The organism is Marinospirillum perlucidum (assembly GCF_003336805.1).
Lineage (GTDB): Bacteria > Pseudomonadota > Gammaproteobacteria > Pseudomonadales > Halomonadaceae > Marinospirillum > Marinospirillum perlucidum.
The window spans coordinates 16,694-33,838 of record NZ_QFWJ01000010.1; the positions used below are offsets into that span (position 1 = coordinate 16,694).

The 17,145-nt window shown below is 54.6% G+C and carries 18 protein-coding genes; 13 read left to right on the top strand and 5 right to left on the bottom strand.

Annotated features, from left to right (window positions below):
* Nucleotides 1-3: 3 nt before the first annotated feature.
* The 8 genes from lepB to DFK18_RS11835 are packed head-to-tail and all read left to right on the top strand — an operon-like array spanning nt 4 to nt 8,173.
* The gene (lepB, locus tag DFK18_RS11800) at nt 4-840 is read left to right on the top strand and encodes a signal peptidase I (RefSeq protein ID WP_114418573.1); all 837 of its coding nucleotides are present in this window, start codon (nt 4-6) and stop codon (nt 838-840) included.
* Between the two features lie 19 nt (nt 841-859).
* On the top strand, nt 860-1,537 hold the full coding sequence (rnc, locus tag DFK18_RS11805) for a ribonuclease III (protein ID WP_114418469.1): 678 nt from the start codon (nt 860-862) through the stop codon (nt 1,535-1,537).
* Nucleotides 1,534-2,451, top strand: coding sequence for a GTPase Era (era, locus tag DFK18_RS11810; protein ID WP_114418470.1), 918 nt, complete (start codon nt 1,534-1,536; stop codon nt 2,449-2,451). The genes rnc and era overlap by 4 nt, the downstream gene beginning before the upstream one ends.
* Before the next feature lie 18 nt (nt 2,452-2,469).
* The gene (gene recO / locus DFK18_RS11815) at nt 2,470-3,198 is read left to right on the top strand and encodes a DNA repair protein RecO (RefSeq protein WP_114418471.1); all 729 of its coding nucleotides are present in this window, start codon (nt 2,470-2,472) and stop codon (nt 3,196-3,198) included.
* Nucleotides 3,199-3,201: 3 nt separating this feature from the next.
* Nucleotides 3,202-3,942, top strand: coding sequence for a pyridoxine 5'-phosphate synthase (gene pdxJ / locus DFK18_RS11820; protein ID WP_114418472.1), 741 nt, complete (start codon nt 3,202-3,204; stop codon nt 3,940-3,942).
* The gene (locus DFK18_RS11825) at nt 3,942-5,357 is read left to right on the top strand and encodes an AmpG family muropeptide MFS transporter (protein ID WP_114418473.1); all 1,416 of its coding nucleotides are present in this window, start codon (nt 3,942-3,944) and stop codon (nt 5,355-5,357) included. Before pdxJ ends, DFK18_RS11825 begins: the two co-directional genes overlap by 1 nt.
* Entirely contained in the window at nt 5,354-7,252 is a 1,899-nt protein-coding gene (locus DFK18_RS11830) for a hypothetical protein (protein WP_114418474.1), read from the top strand. Before DFK18_RS11825 ends, DFK18_RS11830 begins: the two co-directional genes overlap by 4 nt.
* Nucleotides 7,253-7,255: 3 nt before the next feature.
* The gene (locus tag DFK18_RS11835; protein ID WP_114418475.1) at nt 7,256-8,173 is read left to right on the top strand and encodes a ketopantoate reductase family protein; all 918 of its coding nucleotides are present in this window, start codon (nt 7,256-7,258) and stop codon (nt 8,171-8,173) included.
* Nucleotides 8,174-8,186: 13 nt separating this feature from the next.
* Here DFK18_RS11835 and rfaH read toward each other — a convergent pair whose 3' ends face one another.
* Nucleotides 8,187-8,678 carry a transcription/translation regulatory transformer protein RfaH gene (gene rfaH / locus DFK18_RS11840; protein ID WP_114418476.1) on the bottom strand — a complete coding sequence of 164 codons (492 nt, stop codon included), beginning with the start codon at nt 8,676-8,678 and terminating at the stop codon, nt 8,187-8,189.
* Nucleotides 8,679-8,902: 224 nt separating this feature from the next.
* Between rfaH and DFK18_RS11845 the strand changes: the two genes are divergently transcribed.
* A complete protein-coding gene (locus DFK18_RS11845) occupies nt 8,903-9,388 on the top strand; it encodes a YajQ family cyclic di-GMP-binding protein (protein WP_114418477.1) in 486 nt (161 codons plus the stop codon).
* Nucleotides 9,388-9,768, top strand: coding sequence for a holo-ACP synthase (acpS, locus tag DFK18_RS11850; protein ID WP_178006188.1), 381 nt, complete (start codon nt 9,388-9,390; stop codon nt 9,766-9,768). Before DFK18_RS11845 ends, acpS begins: the two co-directional genes overlap by 1 nt.
* On the opposite strand, the gene DFK18_RS11855 is transcribed toward acpS, so the two are convergent.
* Together DFK18_RS11855 and DFK18_RS11860 are read right to left on the bottom strand one after the other, a co-directional pair.
* Nucleotides 9,769-10,209: a VOC family protein gene (locus DFK18_RS11855; protein WP_114418479.1), complete on the bottom strand. Its 441-nt coding sequence runs from the start codon at nt 10,207-10,209 to the stop codon at nt 9,769-9,771.
* A 113-nt stretch (nt 10,210-10,322) separates the two neighbouring features.
* Nucleotides 10,323-11,582 carry a 6-phosphofructokinase gene (locus DFK18_RS11860; RefSeq protein ID WP_114418480.1) on the bottom strand — a complete coding sequence of 420 codons (1,260 nt, stop codon included), beginning with the start codon at nt 11,580-11,582 and terminating at the stop codon, nt 10,323-10,325.
* 182 nt (nt 11,583-11,764) lie between these two features.
* Here DFK18_RS11860 and mpl point away from each other — a divergent pair, with 182 nt between their 5' ends.
* Together mpl and DFK18_RS11870 are read left to right on the top strand one after the other, a co-directional pair.
* On the top strand, nt 11,765-13,129 hold the full coding sequence (mpl, locus tag DFK18_RS11865; RefSeq protein WP_114418481.1) for a UDP-N-acetylmuramate:L-alanyl-gamma-D-glutamyl-meso-diaminopimelate ligase: 1,365 nt from the start codon (nt 11,765-11,767) through the stop codon (nt 13,127-13,129).
* A complete protein-coding gene (locus DFK18_RS11870) occupies nt 13,126-13,758 on the top strand; it encodes a flavin prenyltransferase UbiX (protein WP_114418482.1) in 633 nt (210 codons plus the stop codon). The genes mpl and DFK18_RS11870 overlap by 4 nt, the downstream gene beginning before the upstream one ends.
* Here the strand turns inward: DFK18_RS11870 and DFK18_RS11875 are convergent.
* Together DFK18_RS11875 and DFK18_RS11880 are read right to left on the bottom strand one after the other, a co-directional pair.
* Nucleotides 13,722-14,726 (bottom strand): GGDEF domain-containing protein, encoded by a 1,005-nt coding sequence (locus DFK18_RS11875; RefSeq protein ID WP_114418483.1) that lies wholly within the window; start codon nt 14,724-14,726, stop codon nt 13,722-13,724. The two genes, DFK18_RS11870 and DFK18_RS11875, sit on opposite strands and share 37 nt — an antisense overlap.
* A complete protein-coding gene (locus tag DFK18_RS11880; RefSeq protein WP_114418484.1) occupies nt 14,723-15,562 on the bottom strand; it encodes a GGDEF domain-containing protein in 840 nt (279 codons plus the stop codon). Before DFK18_RS11880 ends, DFK18_RS11875 begins: the two co-directional genes overlap by 4 nt.
* Before the next feature lie 322 nt (nt 15,563-15,884).
* On the opposite strand from DFK18_RS11880, the gene DFK18_RS11885 reads away from it, so the two are divergent.
* Complete coding sequence (locus tag DFK18_RS11885) at nt 15,885-17,141, top strand: glutamate-5-semialdehyde dehydrogenase (protein ID WP_114418485.1); 1,257 nt, start codon at nt 15,885-15,887, stop codon at nt 17,139-17,141.
* The last annotated feature ends 4 nt before the right edge of the window (nt 17,142-17,145 follow it).

Here is a 17,145-nt window from a genome sequence, read left to right on the forward strand (position 1 = left end):
CACCTGGATTTTGCCCTGGTATTGGTGGTTGCCACCCTGGTGACCGGTAGCGTTTGGCTACTGGATAAACTTATCTTGCGAAAAAAACGCCAGCAAAAAATCGGTGCTGACAAGCCCGGCCTGCTGGTGGAGTATTCCAACTCCTTTTTTCCGGTTCTGGCCCTGGTGCTGGTGTTGCGCTCGTTTGTGTTCGAGCCCTTCCAGATTCCTTCAGGGTCCATGCTACCCACCTTGAAAATCGGTGATTTTATTCTGGTGAATAAGTTCACCTATGGCATCCGCCTGCCGGTCACCAATACCGAGGTCATCGATCTGGGTGAACCCGAGGTGGGTGATGTGCTGGTCTTTCGCTATCCTTTGGATGAAAGGCTTAATTACATCAAGCGCGTGGTGGGAACGCCGGGTGATACTGTGGCCTACCGCAACAAGACGCTGGTTGTGAATGGCACGCCGATCACGCGTGAGCTGGTGGAAAAGAATCCTGCAGATGCTCCCAGTGAGTGGCTCTGGCAGGAGCAGCTGGGCGAGGCACAGCACCAGGTGTACAACTATCCAGCGCGGCGCTTTGATTTCCCCCAGATTCAGGTGCCCGAAGGCTACTATCTGGTCATGGGCGATAATCGTGACCACAGTAATGACAGCCGTTTCTGGTGTCAGGGGCAGGTCAGTGAAGACCGTGGCTGCCTGGCTATTCCCGGTTATCAGAATCAGCTGGGTGAGCCGCTGGTGCTGGGTTTTGTACCCGAAGCCAACCTGGTCGGCGAGGCAGTGGCTGTCTGGATGCACTGGCCGGAGCTATTCAGTTTGCCCGACCTGACTGCTGTTCGCAGTATTGATTAATGATCAAGTGAAGAGACTCGTGAAGAAACAACTCGATCCCTTAATAAGAGTCCTGGGCCACCCTTTTCAGGATACCCAACTACTGGAATTGGCACTGACCCATCGCAGCCATGGCAACCAGAATAACGAACGCCTGGAATTTCTGGGTGACTCTATCGTCAATTTTCTGATTGCCGAGGATCTTTACCAGCGCTTTCCCCAGGCTAGAGAAGGGCAGTTGTCACGCCTGAGAGCCCGCCTGGTCAAGGGAGCGACCCTGGCTGAAGTGGCCCGAGAATTCAGCCTGGGCGATTATCTGCGCCTAGGTTCGGGTGAGCTTAAAAGTGGTGGCTTTCGCCGCGATTCCATTCTCGCAGACTCGCTGGAAGCGGTGATTGGTGCTATCTATCTGGATGCAGGCATGTCTGCGGTACGCAAGCGTGTACTGGACTGGTTTTCCGAGCGTCTGGAAAAGCTGACCCTGAATGACACCCAGAAGGACCCTAAAACCCGTCTGCAGGAATTTTTGCAGTCACGCCAGTATGCCCTGCCCCGCTACGAGGTGGTGCAGGTGGAAGGTGAAGCCCATTCCCAGTTGTTTACCGTGGAGTGTGTTATCGATCAATTGGATTATCGCCCTCTGGGCATAGGTTCCAGCCGTCGCCATGCTGAACAGCAGGCGGCTGAAAAAACGCTGCAGGCGTTGGAGGTAAAATGACCGCATCATCCGCTGTTTCCCGCTGTGGTTACATTGCCCTGGTCGGCCGCCCCAATGTGGGCAAATCGACCCTGCTGAACCGAATTCTGGGCCAGAAGATCAGTATTACCTGCAAGAAACCCCAGACGACCCGCCACCAGATCCTGGGGATACATACCGAAGGTCAGATCCAGACCATCTATGTGGACACCCCCGGCATGCACCAGGCTACCGGCCAGAAGGACAAGGCCATCAATCATTATATGAATGATGCCGCCACTCGGGCTCTGCGTGACGTGGATGTGGTGATTTTCCTGATTGACCGGACCAAATGGACGGATGAAGATGAGCTGGTCCTCAAGCGCCTTCAATATCTGGAATGCCCGGTAATTCTGGCAATCAACAAGGTGGATTGGCTGGAAGACAAGGCTTCTCTGCTACCGTTCATTGAAGAAGTCAGCCAGAAATACAAGTTTGAGCAGATCATTCCCATCTCGGCCAAGCAGGGCAAGCAGGTGGAGGAACTGGTGGCCGAGGCCACGCGCCGTCTTCCCGAAGGGCCGCACTTCTTCCCTGAAGATCAGGTGACCGATCGCAGTTCCCGCTTCCTGGCCTCCGAGCTGGTGCGTGAAAAAATCATGCGTCAGCTAGGCGAGGAACTGCCTTATGCCACCACCGTGGAAATTGAAAAATTCCAGACCAAGGGCGAGGTGATCCATATTCATGCCTTGATCCTGGTGGAGCGTGAAGGGCAAAAGAAAATCATCATTGGTGACAAGGGTCAGCAGATCAAACAGATCGGTCGGGATGCCCGACTGGATATGGAAAAAGCCTTTGAAAGCAAGGTGATGCTGAACCTTTGGGTCAAGGTGAAAAGCAACTGGTCGGATAACGCCCGCGCCCTGAAAAGCCTGGGCTATACCGGTCAGGACTGATCCGGAAGCCGGGTGGCCATGAATGGAAACAGCTACCAGCCCGCCTGGCTGCTGCATTCCCGGCCCTACCGGGAAACCAGCGCCCTGGCCTGGTTGCTGACTCTGGAAGAGGGGCGCGTTGACGCGGTGGTGCGTGGTGTTCGCAGCCGTAAAAGCCGCTACCGCGCCCTCTTGCAACCCTTTACGCCCTTGCAGGTGGATCTTAAGGGACAGCAGAACCTGCGTACCCTGGTGGGTCTCGAATCCACTGCAGCGCCCCACTGGTTCCAGGGGGAGGCGCTGGTTTGCGGTCTTTATGCCAATGAGCTTTTGAGTCGTCTGCTGTTGGCGGGTCAACCCTGTCCGGCCGTGTTTCGTGACTATTCCCTGCTACTCAATCTTCTTTCCTCAACGGATCAGCGCGAACCAGCCCTGCGTCGCCTGGAGCTGACACTGCTGGAGCATCTGGGCTATGCACCCGCCTGGCAGCTGACGACAGGTGAGACTCTGGATGAGGACTGGTATTATGCCTACCTGGCGCAGCAGGGGTTTGTGGCCCGTTCCGGCGAACCCCGTCCGGACTGGTTTTCCGGAAGGGATCTGGTGGCGATTGCCCGGGATGACTGGCAGTCCGCGTCAACCCGCCAGACCGCCAAGCGGCTGACACGCCAGCTCTTGGCTCCCCTGTTGGGTTCGCGGCCCCTGCAAAGCCGACAACTTTTTAAACAACTGGTGGCCAAGGCCCCACCCAAGCAATCATCGGAGTAAGACATGCATCAGCGGGTATTATTAGGCGTCAATATTGATCATGTAGCCACCCTGCGCCAGGCCCGGGGAACCCTCTATCCGGACCCTGTCCAGGCTGCTCTGGCGGCTGAACAGGCTGGTGCTGACGGCATTACCCTGCATTTGCGAGAAGACCGTCGGCACATTCAGGAAAGAGACGTGGAGCTGATTCGCCAAGTGCTGCAAACGCGGATGAATTTTGAAATGGCGGTGACCGATTTCATGCTGGATTTTGCCGAAAAAATCCGCCCTGAGCATGTCTGCCTAGTGCCGGAAAAACGTGAAGAACTGACCACGGAAGGTGGCCTGGATGTCGCCAGCCAGAAACCCCGCATGCAAGAAGTCTGTCAGCGCCTGGCTGCAGCCGACATAGATGTTTCCTTGTTTATCGACCCGGAAATCGAGCAAATTGATGCGGCTGCGGCCGTAGGTGCACCCACCATCGAGTTGCATACCGGTGCCTATGCCGAGGCCTCTAGTCCTGAACAAGCCCGCAGTGAACTGGCGCGTCTGGAAAAGGGACTCGAGCACGCCCTGAGTAAAGGACTGGTCGTTAATGCCGGTCATGGCCTGCATTATCATAATGTCGAGCCAGTCGCTGCGCTGCCGGGCATCCATGAGTTGAATATCGGTCATGCCCTGATTGCCCATTCACTCTTTGTGGGTCTGGATGCTGCGGTGAAGGAAATGCAGCAGCTAATCCAGCGCGCCCAAACCAGCCGCTGATGGCGGCCACCTGGATAACAAGGCTGGCCGACTGGTCAGCCACCTATCGTGAACGGCGGCTGCTGACTCTTCTGGCGCTGGGCTTTTCCAGCGGTCTGCCTGCGCCTCTGGTTTTTTCCAATCTATCCATTTGGTTGAGTGACCTGGGGGTGAGCCGCACGGATATCGGCCTTTTTGCCCTGGCAGCCACGCCCTACGCCATCAATTTCCTCTGGGCCCCCTTGGTGGACCGTTTGCAATTGCCCTTCTTTACCGCACGTCTGGGGCGTCGACGTGGTTGGGCTCTGTTTACCCAGTTGCTACTGATGCTGGCAATTATCTGCCTGTCGCTGACCCGGCCGGATGAAAACCTTCTACTGGTCGCCGTGGCAGTGTTGTTTGTCACCCTGGTATCAGCTACCCAGGATATAGTTATTGATGCCTATCGCATTGAAATCCTTGAGCCCCATCAATACGGGAGTGGTTCTGCCGTGGCCATCTGGGGCTGGCACCTGGGGGGAACTCTGGTCGGGGCCGCAGGCGGTCTTTATCTGGCTGATCTGCTGGGCTGGCAGGGCTCCTACTTCTTCCTGGCACTGGGTATCCTGGTGGGGATACTGGCTATTTTGAGCAGCCCCGAGCCCCAGCAGCCCCCACCGGCAGAAACCCTGGAGGAGGAATCCCGCGCTCTGGCTTATCTGGAGCGTTGGCGTGAGCTGCCCACCAGGATCCGGCATCTACTGGGCTGGATCTATGTCAGCCTGATTGCTCCCTTTGCCGAATTTACCCGGCGCCGCGGTTGGATCTGGATTCTTGTCTTTATTTTCGTATTCAAGCTGGGTGATGCTCTGCTGGGGCGGATGTCGGGTGTTTTCTACCGGGAAATGGGATTCAGCCTGACGGAAATTGCAGAAGTAGCCAAAATCTATGGCTTTACTGCCAATATTCTCGGCATCCTGCTGGGTGGGGTGCTGGTAGCCCGGGTCGGTCTGCTCAAGGCACTGCTGTATTCAGGTCTGGCGACTGCCGTGACCAACCTGACCTATTCCTGGCTGGCCGTTTCCGGTCAATCCTGGCTCGTTTTTATCACTGCTCTGGCCACGGATAATTTTACCACGGGGCTGGTAACCGTGGCTTTTGTCGCCTATCTCTCCAGTCTGTGCAATTCTGCCTATACTGCAACCCAGTACGCTCTGCTGGCTTCTCTGGGGAATCTTGCCCGCATCTGGCTGTCTGCTACCAGTGGCTGGATGGTCGACGAACTGGGTGGCGATTGGGCGCTTTTCTTCATTCTGACCGCCATCATCGCTCTGGTAGGCTTGCCGCTGCTCTGGGTGCTGATGCGCTATTTTCCGGCCCCGATACAAGTGCGTCAGGCTGAAGCCAGAGAGGGTGATCCTGAGACTCAAGTAGATGAAGGTGAGAGCAAGCAGTGAAGTGGCTCAGACGCAAAAGCCGTGATCCTCATGAACCGGCTAGGGTTTCCCTGGATCGTGAGGGGAACGAACAGATTGAGCGTATCAGTCGGGTGGTGCACCGTATCCACTGGACTCGCAATCTGCTGAGTATTATCTGGACGGCCGGCCCGGTGACGCTGCTGGGGCTGTATGGCGGGTTTTATGCCGCCTACGGAAAAACCCCGCCTGGTCAAACCCTCCTCTACTTTTTTCTGTTCACCCTTTTTTCCGGTCTGGTGGCGTTTAGTGCCAAGGTCATCTACGACATGACGCGTGGTCATGTTCAAGAGCAGGCCCAGCAGGATGTCAGTGAAGCCATCGACAAGCTGGCGGATCTGATACTGGCTGTGCGCGACCTGATGGTGGAAAGCTTCGAAGAAGGTGAGGCCCGTCAGCGGGAAGCGGCTCTGCAACTGCTCAAGCGAATTGAATTGACCCCTGATGGTGTCGCCTTTGCTGCCCAGGAGCTGACGGGTGACAGTGAGCTGGCCAAGATCCTGGGGCGGATTGAAACCTATCGCCGGGCTGGTCTCTATTCCCGGGTGCGAGATTTGAATCGTCAACATGGCGAACGCATCGATATGGCTCTGGAATGGTTGCAGGAGGTTTCACCTGAGGCCGCTAATGTGCTCCGTGACCGCTTTAATGGCGAATCCCAGCAGTTGGAAAAGGGGGTGCCCAGAGACGAATTTTTTATCGAAAGGGTTCTGGCCGCCATCGAAGAAGACAATCTGCTATTGATGACCCTTCAGGATGTCGAGGAGATGCTGATCCTGGCGTTCGAATTGATCAATGGCCGGGAAATTCCGTTGCTGATCTTCAACTATTCCGGGCAGTGGAAGCTGGCGCGGGCGCTGGATGACCTGGAGCAGAAACGCAGTCAGTACCGCATTGCTCAGGCCAGTGGCAGTAACCGTCTGCGTGCCCTGGCCAGTTTTCTGGTGGAAACCGACGAGGCCAATCACGAAACCCTGCCCAATGGTCTTTCGGCACAGGAGCTGGTGGTACGTATTGAAGAGATTCTCGACCGTCTGGCCCGCGAGGTTAGCGAACTGGCACGTCTGGCGCGCTTCCAACCCCACAAGAGCAAGGCAGAACTGCGTGAAAAAGCCGATATCCTGGGCAAGAGCCTGAATCTCTATAAAGCTGCCCGCCAGGGTTACCAGCACCTGGGCAAGGCCCATGCGGGGTTGCTGGAAGCTTCGGAAGACTGGAACCAGCTGGCGGAAAAATTTGGCGATCAGGCCAGCAAGCTGCGCTTGGGACCGGGTCGCATGGGTTTACGGATCCTGGAAAAAATCACCTGGCTGACCGATGAAGAAAAGGTGGCCGTCTGCCAGCATCTGGTACGCTACCTGGAAGGTGAGCAGCTGGAAAAACGCGGACGGCGCTTTTTTACCCGTCACAATGGTCGCTCCCGCCCCTTGACGCTGGAAGGCGCACGGCAGCTGGCGGTGGAAGTGGCTCTGGCTCTGGAGCCGCATATCCATCTGTCCCGGCCTTCGGTGCAGCGAGGACTCAATGCCACCAATGCTACCTACCTGGGCGGATTGGAGCCGGACATGAGTGCGGCGGAAAAAGCGGCTTTGGGTGCATCCATGGCCAAGGAAGTACAGCAGGATATGAGCCACGCAGCAGAAAGACTGGCTGTGGCCCTGGTCAAACACTACCGGGTGGAGTTGACCGAAGAAGCCATGAATTTCCTGATCGAAGCCTATGGAGCGCGCCCGCAGATGCTGGAGATGCTGTCCAATTATGAAGCCAGTAGCGGCAATGGTCCGGTCAGCTTCCTGAGTTTGCGTCCACCCCGGGTGATTGCCCTCAAACGAGAATGGTACCGGGCCCTGATCAAAGCAAGACAGCAAATAGGTTAATGCATGAGTGAACAAGGCATCTGTATTCTGGGCGCGGGCTCACTGGGTCTGCTGTATGCCACACGCCTGGCACGAATGGGGCGTTCGGTGACTCTTTTGGTACGGCCGCAGAGGGCTGCGGCCTTGAGTCTGGGCGTTACCCTCAGGGAAAGCCCGGCGGGTCTGGCCAAACGCCAGTTCATGCGGGTAGTCAGCTCACCGGCATCCCTGTCCGATGTTCATCACCTGATTATTGCCACCAAAGCCGGCCAGGCGGCCACCGCCTTCCAACAATGGCAAGACTGCCTGAGTGAGGATGCAGAAATTCTGATGCTGCAAAATGGTATGGGTAGCCAGGCTGAACTGGCCGCCTGTCTGCAGCCAGGGCAAACCCTCCTGGCAGCCAGTGTGACCGAAGGTGCTTATCTGGAAAGCCCAGCTGCTGTGATGCACGCTGGTAAAGGCAAGACCCTCTTGGGACACTGGTCAGGCCCCAATAAGAAGGCAGCCGCTGCCTGGGTTACCCGCTTGACCATTGCTGGTTTGGATGCCGAGGAAGCCGAACCCATACGCCCGGTGCTCTGGCACAAGCTGGCAATCAATGCCGTGATCAATCCGGTGACGGCTGTTTACCGAGTAGAAAATGGAGCCCTGGCCGGTCGCGACTTTAAACCCCTGGTGGAGCGACTGGTCAAGGAAGTGCTGGCAGTCTTTAAACGCTTGGGAATTCCTGAGCCGGAAGGTGGCTTGGCTTATCGAGTGGAGCAGGTGATCCTGGCAACGGCCAGTAATCGTTCCTCCATGCTGCAGGATGTTGAGGCCGGTCGCAAAACCGAGATTGACTATATTACTGGCGCACTGCTCAAGGCAGCCAAACCCCTGGGGCTAAAGCTGACGCAAAGCCAGAAGCTCTATCAGCGTCTCAAGGCAGAGACTGAATAAAAAAGTGAAGTAATTATTTAAGTGGTTTGACCGATTTGACGGGTACTTCCAAGCGCTGCTGTTTTTGTAGCAGATTCAATAACAGGATGACCCTTTCTTCACCCTTCTTGGACTGGAAGATGGCATTCAGCCCTTTGAAAGGCCCTTCTTCAATCAAGACCTGATCGCCCGCTTTCAGATAGTCTTGCGGTTCGGGGTTGATCCGTTCCTGTAACTGACTAATCAGCTCATCTTCAACCTTTACGGGTGTCTGGCCAAAACTCACCAGCTTGAGTACACCACGGGTTGAGCGCAGAGGCCGCCAGTTGTCGGCAACATCACTCAGGTGAATAAACAGGTAATAGGGAAACAGGGGTTCATCCACCAGACGTATTTTACCCTGGCGCATTTTTTCGACTTGGATGTAGGGGTGAAAGACCCGGTAGCCCTGATTTTCCAGATTCTCGGCGGCACGGAAGGATTCTTTTGCCTTGCACTGAATAACATACCAACTACGTTCTTGCATTTTTGTCTCCTAGCCGAAGGCGGGCACAATACCGCCACTCATGCAGGAGTGCAAGCACTAACCCGAGATACCCTTGGTAGTAGCCTGTTGGGATTCCTTGTCCTGAGAAGCCATCAGTCGTCGCTGCACAAAAAGGCTAGTTTGATGAAATTTGGTTTCCTTTCCTGCCATCCGATAAGCCGGGTATAATCATCCCAGCTATTTTATTTGTTGATGGAGCCTTTATGCCTTCTTTTGATGTGGTTTCGGAGCTGGATAAGCACCAGTTGACTAATGCTGTGGATCAGGCCAATCGCCTGGTGGGTAACCGTTTTGATTTCAAGGGAGTGGATGCCCGCTTTGAGTTTCAGGGTGATCATGATGTCATCATCCATGCCGAAGCCGAATTCCAGGTCCAACAACTGCTGGATATTCTGCGTAACGAATTGGTGCGCAAGGGAATCGATCTGGCTTGTCTGGAAGAAGGTGAGGTGGTTGAGGCCAACAAAACGGCACGCATGCCGGTGAAGCTGCGCGAAGGCATTGATAGTGATCTGGCCAAGAAGATCGTTAAGAAAATCAAGGATGCCAAGATCAAGGTGCAGGCCCAGATTCAGGGTGACCAGGTACGAGTAACGGGTAAGAAGCGTGATGACCTCCAGCAAGTGATTGCCCTTCTCAAGGGTGCTGAGCTGGATATGCCGCTGCAGTTCAACAATTTCCGCGACTGATGCTGGTAGGTATCGGAACCGATCTGGCTCGTATTGAGCGCTTTGCTGCGCTCTTGGAGCGACGCGGTGAATCCATTGCCCGGCGTTTACTCACTCCGGCTGAACAGCAAGGCTTGCAAGAGGCCGCTAATCCAGCGGCTTTTCTGGCCAAGCGTTTTGCTGCCAAGGAGGCTTTCCTCAAGGCGCTAGGTACCGGGCTGCGCTGGGGCTTAAGCTGGCAACAGCTGGAAGTGAGTAATGATGAGCTGGGCAAGCCTTGCCTGAAGATTTCCGGCAAGGCAGCCGAGCTGGCCAGCAACAAACAGGTGGATGCGATTCACCTGTCCATAACTGATGAAAAGGATATGGCGCTGGCCTTTGTAGTATTGGAGAAAAACTGATTACCAGCTGCCGGTATTTTCCATACTCGCCCAGGGTTCCTTGGGGGGCAGGGCATCACCCTTTTGCAGTAATTCAATGGAAATTCCATCCGGGGTGGCAACAAAAGCCATGTGGCCATCTCTGGGCGGGCGTTTGATGGTTACACCTGCATTTTGCAGCTTTTCGCAGAGTGCGTAGATATCCTCAACCCGATAAGCCAGGTGGCCGAAGTTGCGCCCACCGGTATATTCTTCCGGGTCCCAGTTATAGGTGAGCTCGACCATCGGGGCCTTGTCTTCCAGGGCGCGGGCTTCATCCTCGGGTGCGGCCAGAAAAACCAGAGTAAAGCGCCCCTTGTCGTTATCCTTGCGGCTGATTTCCTTCAGCCCTAGAAGATCACAGAAGAAGTGCAGGGTGGCATCCAGGTTGCTGACGCGCAGCATGGTGTGCAGGTATTGCATTCGAGTCTCCCCTGTCAAAGAATTTGGCTTTCAGGCTAGTTGTTCGCTGATCTTTCGTCAAAACAGCCGCTTATAAAAAAGGCCGCCTGCTGGCGGCCTGATCGATTTCTGCTTCAGGGCTGGAAATCGGGCAGTTTCTTTTCTGCCAACTGATGCTTCAGCTCGACATAACGAGGCATACCACCTTCATAAGGAGGATAGTCCTCGCCCTGGATCAGGGGTTCCAGATAGTCGCGTCCTGCCTGGGAAATACCAAAGCCATCGGGAGTGATGTAGTCGCGTGGCATGAATTTCTCGACATTGGCAATATCGGACAGGCAGGCTTCACCGATTTCCCATTTGTAGGGGGTTTCGCTGGCACGAACAATGGTGGGCATGACGGAATTCTTGCCTTCCAGAGCCAGACGAACACCGGCTTCACCCACAGCATAAGCCTGGGCAACATCAGTGGCAGAAGCCAGGTGGCGGGCGGAGCGCTGCAGATAGTCAGCAACGGCCCAGTGGTACTTGTAGCCCAGATCCTGTTTGACCATACCGGCCAGGGTAGGTGCAACACCGCCCAGTTGCTTGTGGCCAAAGGCATCGGTGGTACCGGCATCGGCCAGGAAGGTGCCATCGGCATAGCGGGCACCTTCGGAAATCACGATCACGCAGTAGCCGTATTTCTTGACGCAATCATCCACGCGCGCCATGACGGTGGCACGATCAAAGGGAATTTCCGGGAAGATGATCAGGTGAGGAGCTTCGCCTTCCTTCTGGCCAGCCAGACCACCGGCTCCGGCAATCCAGCCAGCGTGACGACCCATGACTTCCAGAATAAATACCTTGGTGGAGGTTGCCGACATGGAGGCAATGTCCATGGCTGCTTCACGGGTGGACACGGCAATATACTTGGCTACAGAACCAAAACCGGGGCAGTTGTCGGTCACGGGCAGGTCATTGTCCACAGTTTTGGGGATATGCACGGCCTTGAGCGGGTAGTTCATGGATTCAGCGAGCTGGGCTACCTTCAGACAGGTGTCAGCAGAATCATTACCGCCATTGTAGAAAAAGTAGCCGATATCGTGAGCTTTGAAGACTTCGATCAAGCGCTCGTACTGAGTACGGTGAGTTTCTATGTCCTTGAGCTTGTAGCGGCAGGAGCCAAAAGCACCACCGGGAGTATGGCGTAACTGCTGGACTTCTTCGTCACTGATAGACGAGGTGTCGATCAATTCTTCGGTCAGGGCACCAAGGATACCATTGCGACCTGCGTAGACAGTGCCGATCTGGTCGTTGTTCTTGCGGGCCGTTTCGATCACGCCACAGGCGCTGGCATTGATGACTGCGGTTACACCGCCGGATTGGGCGTAGAAGGCGTTTTGCTTCGCCATAGGGAAGAGAGCTCCTGCTGGTTGATTTTGTCGCTGTCGGACAGCAATTGCGGAAAAATTCTGCGCATTTTAACGGATTCTCTCAGCGCCTGCATGACCTCTTTGTGACTCCAGCCACGCTTTTTATTTTGGCATGCTAAACTGCGTCTTTTTAATGCCTGTCAGGGAGGCGCAAGTCTTTTATGCACCTGCATTTTCTGGGAATCTGCGGCACTTTTATGGGATCTCTAGCCATCCTCGCCCGGGAAATGGGGCATGAGGTCAGTGGTTCGGATCGTCAGGTTTATCCACCCATGAGCGATCAGCTGGCTGCAGCCGGAATCGAGCTTCACCAGGGATTTGATTATGACCCGGCCACTTTTTCACCGGATCTGGTGATCGTTGGCAATGTCATGCGCCGCGGGCTGCCCTGTGTTGAAGCCCTGCTGAATTCGGCCTTGCCTTATACCTCCGGCCCCGAGTGGTTACATACCGCCCTGCTTCGCGGACAGGAGCAGGAAGCGCGCTGGGTACTGGCTGTGGCTGGCACCCACGGCAAAACAACAACCGCTTCAATGCTGGCCTGGATTCTGGAAGCGGCTGGTCTCAATCCCGGTTTTCTGATTGGTGGAGTGCCAGGGAATTTTCCTGTATCGGCCCGCCTGGGAGGGAGCTCTTTCTTTGTCATAGAAGCGGATGAATACGACACCGCCTTTTTTGACAAGCGCTCCAAGTTTGTTCACTACTCGCCACGCACCCTGGTCATGAATAATCTTGAGTTTGATCATGCCGATATCTTTGCCGATCTGGCAGCGATTCAAACCCAGTTTCATCATCTGGTACGTTTGTTGCCCGAACAGGGGCAGATTATTTATCCAGCCGCTTCCCAAGCCCTGACAGAGGTTCTGGATCGTGGTTGCTGGACGCCCACCCAAACGCTGGGTCTGCAGACAGGTGACTGGCAGGCACAAAAACTCAGCGAGGATGCCTCGCATTTCAGCGTTAGTTATCAGGGACAAATCCTGGGAGAGGTCCAATGGTCCCTTTCCGGTGAGCATAATATCCACAACGCCTTGGCTGCAGTGGCCGCTGCCCGTCATGTTGGCATCCTGCCTGAACAGGCTCTGGAATCCCTGGCTGACTTCCAGGGAGTCAAGCGACGCATGGAAAAACTGGGTGAAGTAAAGGGCATCCAGCTTTTTGATGACTTTGCTCATCATCCCACGGCGATTGCCACCAGCCTTGAAGGCATGAAGCCGCGCTGTCAGGGACGTCTCTTGGCGGTGATCGAGCCAAGATCCAACACCATGCAACTAGGTACTCTGCGCTCTCGTCTGGCTGATTCGGTCGCGGCTGCCGATCAGGTGTTTTGGTACCAGAATGAGCAGATGAGCTGGTCACCCGCTGATCTGGAAATCGGTAAGAATTTTACCGATCTGGCTGAACTCAAAGCTGCGCTGGTCAGGGAAGCGCAGCCCGGCGATTGTCTGGTGTTGATGAGTAATGGCAGTTTTGGTGGTCTGCACCAACAGCTTTTGGCTGCTTTGGATGAGGAGGGGCAAGCATGATTGAGACAGCGACAAAGCGAGTCACCCTGGCTCTGACCGGGGCTTCAGGTGTTCAATATGGTTTGCGCTTGCTGGAGTGCCTGTTGGCCGCAGGCTGTCAGGTGGATCTGATGATCTCCAAGGCGGCGCATTTGGTGATTGCCACAGAAACATCCGAAGAATTACCGGCCAACCCCGATAAGCTCACCCAAGTTCTGGCGGAGCGTTTTTCCCAGCTGCCTGGTCAAGTTAAAGCCTATGGTCGTGAAGATTGGTTTGCCCCGGCAGCTTCCGGTTCTGGTGCTGCTTCCAGCATGGTGATCTGTCCCTGTTCAGGGGGAACCCTGTCAGCTTTGGCAACCGGGGCGAGTAATAATCTGATTGAACGGGCAGGAGATGTAGCGCTCAAGGAGAGACGCCAGCTGTTAATCGTAACTCGCGAGATGCCCCTGCATCAGGTACATCTGGAGCAGATGCTTAAGTTGACCCAGATGGGGGCGGTGGTGATGCCAGCCAGTCCGGGTTTTTATCATCAACCTCAGCAGGTAGATGACCTGGTCGATTTTGTGGTGGCACGTGTGCTGGATCAGTTGGGTCTGCCCCAGCAGTTGATTCAACGTTGGGGAGAAGCTTCTTCTGAGTCTAATTGATCACTGACCCGCTCACTCAGGGTGTGATAACAGCTGTTGCCAATGCGCTGCCAGAGTTGCTGCCAGTTTTCACCCGGCTGTAAGACCAGCGGAGTGATGGAGGTGTCCAGAGGTCCCAGATCACAAATCACTTCCTGCAACAGGTGGTGATAAAGCCTTTCTCTCAAGACTAGGGCACCATTGATGGTGGTGTTGGGTAGCAGCAGCAGGAGGGTCAGGTCATCCAGGCGGTAGGCTTCATCACCGGTACGGCAGGTATGCAGGGTTAGTTCGCTGGCTTCACGCAGAAAACGATCCGCACTGGTGGAGCCCAATTCTTCTTTTACCTGAGGGTATTGGTGCAGTTCGATCAGCAGCAGGGCCAAAGGGCGCTGGGTAGAACGTGAGCGGGCCACTTCAGCTAAAAGCCGGGATTGTAGATGTTCGACATTGAGCAGGCCGGTGACTTGGTCCTGACCGGTCATCTTCTCCAGCTTGAGAGTTTTCAGGTTAATGTTGAGTTCGTAGAACCAGGCCAGACTCAAGAGCAGCAGGTATTCAAAAGCAAAAATCAGCTGACTTTCCAGACTCAGGTTTTTTAGACGCAGCCCCAAAAGGCCTGCCAGCAGAAGCAGGCTGACGGCCAGAGATGCTCCATTAGGGAGCAGATAAAAGGCCAGTAGTGGGTAGATCAGGCCGACAAAATGCCAGTGACTGAAACTGGACAGAGTGTTGGGCTGAAGGAGCAGAAACACCCCGAGGCTGATCAAGGCAGTAATGGCAGCAGGATCATGACGGAAGCGGCTGTCCAGTTGCCAGCGCAGAAGGCCTAGCCCAAGCAGTATGGGGGTTAGCAGGGCAGGAAGCAGAATGGCTTCATAGTAGCCGGCCAGATAGACCTGGGTGGCGAGCAGGCCCATGCCGCTGCCCAGTATCAGATAAAGGCCTGCTGTTACCCGTCGTTGTTGATGGCTGAAAACCTGATTCATCCTTCTCCTTCCCTGGCCTGTTCGGCATCCGGATAAACAAGGCTGGCAGGTAGGGCATCCAGAGCACAAAGGCTGCCATCGACGCGGATATCAGGACAAACCTCGATTAATTCTTGGGTTCTTTTATCCAGTTGGGTGTCTGTAGCCAGTGGTAATAAAACGGCCAGACGTTGACTGGAGAAATAGTAAAGGCGCTCGAAGGGTGCAAAAGCCTGACTGACATCTTGGATTTGTTTGTTGGTCCAGGGTTCGTTGTTTGGTGTGGTCAGCTTAAGTAAACCCAGGGATGTTGCTTCCCTTTGGGCGCGCTGTTGTTCTTTTTTTACATCATTGATGAGTTGTTTGCGATTAAACAGGCCGGTGACTGGATCGCGACTCAAAAGCTCTTTTAGGTTTTGCTGGCGCAGGTGATGAGTAAAACTATGGATCGAGGTCAAAAGCGTCATTAGCCAGATGGCAGCCAGGAAGGTCAAGCGTAGGCTGCCTTCCAGGTGAAGCATGACCAGCAGGTTGGCCAGTAGTGCAAAACCCAAAACAAAAAAGAGGGCTGTATGAAAGGTTAAGAGGCCAAAGGCGATAAAAGGAAAAGCCAGATGCAAGCTGAGAAAAGTCAGCGAAGTGTAATGTTCTGGCGTTAGCAAAAGTGCCAAGGAGACCAGCGTATAAACGCAAAAAACCCAGAGCGTCAGGCGATAGCGGTGGGCTGGTTTAATAAGACTTGTCGGTAGACTGGCGACCAGGAATAGCAGAGTACCGGAAAGATAGATCAGTGAGAGGGTGTGCTTGTCAGCGTATACGCACCAGCCAGCCAGGAGGGCGAAAAAACACCCTGCCATGAATTGGCACCAGGTAGATGTGCGTATGGACTCTGCTAGTCCCATAGCTGGAAAAACCCTAAGTTATAACACTACTACTTTGTTGTAGAGTGATGAATTAATTAAGTCGCTATGCCTTCATGGCTGACCTGAACCTTCCCCTGGCAAGCATATTGTAACTCAATGTTATCCTGCAAGGAAATACCCTATAAAATTTAGCTTCAAATTTACCAGTCAAGGTCGTGGTTAAAAGTACAAGGCTAGGGTAAAGTCTTCTACTTGCGTATAATGGAACGCAGCTCACCTTCTCTACAAAAAATATCGATTCGAAAAGAGATGCATGATGAATATTGCAGATTATATGCAGAAGCTGGGACGTCAGGCGCGTCAAGCTTCTCGTCAGATGGCCGCAACCACCACCGCTACCAAGAATGCTGCTCTTCTGGCCATGGCTAAAAGGCTGGATGCCCGCCGTCAATCCCTGCTTGAAGCCAATGCCCAGGATATGCGCGCCGGGGCTGCCAAACAGTTGGATTCTGCCCTGATGGACCGCCTGGAACTCACTCCTGCGCGCATTGATGCCATGATCGAGGGCCTAGAACAAGTAGCAGGACTGCCCGATCCGGTAGGTGCTATGACCGAGATGAATTACCGCCCCAGTGGTATTCAGGTGGGCAAGATGCGCGTTCCTCTGGGGGTGATTGGCATTATTTACGAATCGCGTCCCAATGTGACGGTGGAAGCTGCCAGCCTTTGCTTGAAGTCCGGCAATGCCGCGATCCTGCGGGGCGGATCGGAAGCTATCCAGTCCAACCAGGCTATTGCTGAATGCATCATGGAAGGCCTGGAAGAGGCTGGCTTGCCTGCAGCAGCCGTTCAGGTTGTAGAAACCACAGATCGTGAAGCCGTCGGTCAACTGCTGGGTATGACCGAGTATGTCGATGTGCTGGTGCCGCGTGGCGGCAAGAGTCTGATTCAGCGCATTTCTGAGGATGCTCGTATTCCCGTGATCAAACACCTGGATGGCGTCTGTCATGTTTATATTGATCAGCAGGCTGATCCAGAAAAAGCCCGAGCCATTGCCATCAATGCCAAGACGCATCGCTACGGCACCTGCAATACCATGGAAACCCTTTTGATCCACGAGGGACAGGCGGCCAGCCTTCTTCCTCTTTTGGCGGAAGCCTATACGGAAAAGGGGGTCGAGCTGCGTGGCTGTTCGCGTTCACGTTTGCTGGTGCCCAGCATGCAGGCCGCTATCGATTCGGACTGGAGCAGTGAGTACCTGGCACCCGTGCTGGCCGTTAAAATTGTGGATAGCTTGGATGCCGCCATTGAGCATATCAACCAGTATGGCTCCCATCACACCGATGCCATAGTAACCGAGAATTTTACCCTGGCCCGGCGTTTTCTTAACGAAGTGGATTCCAGCTCGGTTATGGTTAATGCTTCGACCCGTTTTGCAGATGGCTTTGAATATGGTCTGGGTGCCGAAATCGGTATATCCACAGACAAGATTCATGCCCGCGGCCCGGTAGGGCTGGAGGGACTGACCTCTCAGAAGTATGTTGTTCTGGGTGATGGCCATATCCGCGAGTGATTGC